At 69.5% G+C, this 2,687-nt stretch carries 3 protein-coding genes and 3 pseudogenes; 3 read left to right on the forward strand and 3 right to left on the reverse strand.

Annotated features, from left to right (window positions below):
- Positions 1–46: 46 nt before the first annotated feature.
- Both AB0M20_RS36775 and AB0M20_RS36780 read left to right on the forward strand, forming a co-directional pair.
- Positions 47–310 (forward strand): annotated as a pseudogene (locus tag AB0M20_RS36775) (epoxide hydrolase); the annotation flags it as partial.
- A gap of 413 nt (positions 311–723) precedes the next feature.
- Positions 724–897 (forward strand): hypothetical protein, encoded by a 174-nt coding sequence (locus AB0M20_RS36780; protein ID WP_364305328.1) that lies wholly within the window; start codon positions 724–726, stop codon positions 895–897.
- Between the two features lie 32 nt (positions 898–929).
- Here AB0M20_RS36780 and AB0M20_RS36785 read toward each other — a convergent pair whose 3' ends face one another.
- From AB0M20_RS36785 to AB0M20_RS36795, 3 genes and pseudogenes are all read right to left on the reverse strand, one after another.
- Positions 930–1,064: a hypothetical protein gene (locus AB0M20_RS36785; protein WP_364305329.1), complete on the reverse strand. Its 135-nt coding sequence runs from the start codon at positions 1,062–1,064 to the stop codon at positions 930–932.
- Positions 1,061–1,701, reverse strand: a pseudogene (locus AB0M20_RS36790) (aldo/keto reductase). The gene AB0M20_RS36785 and the pseudogene AB0M20_RS36790 overlap by 4 nt, the downstream one beginning before the upstream one ends.
- Positions 1,702–1,733: 32 nt before the next feature.
- Positions 1,734–2,039: pseudogene (locus tag AB0M20_RS36795) on the reverse strand (helix-turn-helix transcriptional regulator); the annotation flags it as partial.
- Between the two features lie 284 nt (positions 2,040–2,323).
- On the opposite strand from AB0M20_RS36795, the gene AB0M20_RS36800 reads away from it, so the two are divergent.
- Positions 2,324–2,620 carry a hypothetical protein gene (locus AB0M20_RS36800; RefSeq protein ID WP_364305326.1) on the forward strand — a complete coding sequence of 99 codons (297 nt, stop codon included), beginning with the start codon at positions 2,324–2,326 and terminating at the stop codon, positions 2,618–2,620.
- Positions 2,621–2,687: the final 67 nt, after the last annotated feature.

Raw genomic sequence — 2,687 nt, forward strand, 5'->3', positions numbered from 1 at the left:
GCCGGAGGTCGTTGACTACTGGCGCACCGGATACGACTGGCGCCCCCTGGAAGCGGCCGTCAACCGGTACCCGCAGCACCTGACCACCATCGACGGGCAGAACCTGCACCTCCTGCACGTGCCCTCGCCCGAGCCGAAGGCCACGCCGCTGGTTCTGTTGCACGGCTGGCCCGGTGGAGTGGTCGACTTCCTCGACATCATCGGGCCCCTGTCCGATCCCCGTAGCCACGGCGGTGACACCGCCGACGCCTTCCATCTGGTGATCCCGTCGCTGCCGGGATTCGGGTTCTCCACCCCACTGGCCGGGCCGGGGATGAACGCGGCTCGGATCGCCCGGATCCTCGCGGCGCTGACGGCCCGGCTCGGGAGCCGACGGGGAGATGGACGGCCTCAGCGAGGCCGACCAGCGACGCTGGCAGCGAATGCAGAACTCCAACGACGGCTACCTGCAGTGCAACAGCAAACGCCCACAAACCGTCGGGTACGCCCTGACCGACTCGCCGGTCGGCCAGCTCGCCTGGATCGTGGAGAAGTTCCCGAGCACACCGATCCGGAGGAGGGGCTGCCGGAGGACAGCATCGACCTCGACCGCATCCTCACCGACGTGTCGATCTACTGGCTGACCGGCACGGCCGCCTCCGCCGCCCAGATCTACTACGAGGAGATCTCCGCGGGCTCACCGGGCGGCGACGACCGGGGAGACAGTGAGCAACACAGGGGACCGTGCCCACCGGCGTCCTGGTGTCCGGTCAGGACCTCACGATCCAGCCGTGGGCCGAGCGTGACCACCACATCGTGCACTGGACCGAACTCGACAAGGGCGGGCGCTTCCTCGCCATGGAAGCGCCCGAGCTCCTGGTCGACGACGTCCGGACGTTCTTCCGGAAGCTACGGTGACGGGCTGCGACGGCGTACCGAGGTAGTGCTGTCTACTCGTCGATCGCGGCCATGTTGGCGTCGTCGTGGCGTGCTCCGGCCGCCGGTCGCAGCGCGTCGAGGCGGTCGAGTTGCGCGGGGGTGAGTTCGACGGCGTCCGCGGCGGTGTTCTCCTCGACCCGGGTCACGCGGCGGGTGCCGGGATGGGAGCGATGTCGTCGCCACGGGTCAGGATCCAGGCGAGGGCGGTCTGCGCCGGGGTGGCGCCGATCTCGGCGCCGATGGCGGTGACCTCGTCGACGATGGCGAGATTGCGCTGGAAGTTCTCGCCGGTGAACCGCGGGTTGGTCTTACGCCAGTCGTCGTCGGCGAAGTCGTCGACGGTGCGGATCTGTCCGGTCAGCAGGCCGTGCCCGAGCGGTGAGTACGGAACGAAGCCGATGCCGAGTTCGCGCAGCAGCAGCAGGATCCGGCTTCCACGTCACGGGTCCACAGCGAGTACTCGGTCTGCAGGGCGGTGACCGGCTGGACGGCGTAGGCGCGGCGGATGGTCCCCAGCGACGCCTCGGAAAGGCCGAAGTGCAGCACCTTGCCTTGCGCAATGAGGTCGGCGACGGCGGCGGCGGTCTCCTCGATCGGGGTGTTGCGATCCACGCGGTGCTGGTAGTACAGGTCGATGTGATCGTAGGGGTCGCGGCCGGCTTCGGTGCGCGGCATGGCGACGGTGACGCCGGCGATGCGCTCCCAGTCGCGCCGGAAGCCCGGCGCAGGGTTGAGGAATACGAACCGGGCGTGGTTGGCGGGCCGGGTGGCGTCGCCGAACATCGCGCGTACAGCGCCTGCGCGAGAGCGTTGGCGGTGAGGACGTCGCCGCGGCCGTTGCCGACGAATGCCGGTATCTCGGTCATCAGGTCGAGGACTCGGGCGATGCTCGGGCGAATCTGTCGGACGGGCGGTTCGCGGCGGGTACGGGTGCCGGGGCCGGCGGCTCGGGCCAGGGCGGCCAGATGCTGCTGCTCGGCTTCGTCGAGGTGCAGGGCGCGGGCCACAGCGTCGAGGACGCTGTCGGAGGCGCCGGCGAGGTTGCCGCGTTCGAGTTGGGCGTAGTACTCGACGCTGACGCCGGCCAGGTCGGCGACCTCGCTACGGCGCAGACCGGGCACCCGCCCGTTGCGGTTGTAACTCGTCAGGCCGGCCTGTTCGGGGGTGACCTTTGCGCGGGGGAGCTGAGGAACGCCTTGACCTCATCGCGGTTGTCAACTCGTCCAGGCTAGGTCGATCCGATCTGATCCCAGATGCGCACCGGCTTGTCCGGACCGTCGTCGGTGTCTTTCCGTTACCCCAGCGGGTGAACGGGGATCCGTTCCTCATCCGGTCCGGATGACGACGTGGGCGCCCGCGCAGGTGACGATGGGGCCGATGTCGCGACACACCACTGGAGGCGGACATGGCGGTCGACACCAGCATCGACGGCAAACGTGACGTTACCGCGGCGTACCTCGATCGGCGCCTGCTGCGGGGAAGCGCCGTGCTCCTGACCGGTGGGTTCTTGATGTGGCTCGCGGGCGCGACTGTGGGTGCGGTCGCGGTCGCCAGCGGGTGCCGGCGCTATGTCGGGGCGATGGACGAATCGCCGGCCCACGTCGCTCGCCGCCGGTGGGCTCAGATGCGGTCCGCCACGTCCGCCGGCACCGGCGCCTGGCGCGAATACGACCAGCATGTACGGCCCCACGTTGGGCAGTGAGCCGTAACGCCGGTTCGTGCCGCACGGCTTCGGCGCAATTGCGAGTCAGATCGGAGCCAGAGTATCG

Origin of the sequence: Actinoplanes sp. NPDC051633 (genome assembly GCF_040681735.1) — a bacterium.
In the GTDB taxonomy this organism is placed as follows: domain Bacteria; phylum Actinomycetota; class Actinomycetes; order Mycobacteriales; family Micromonosporaceae; genus Actinoplanes.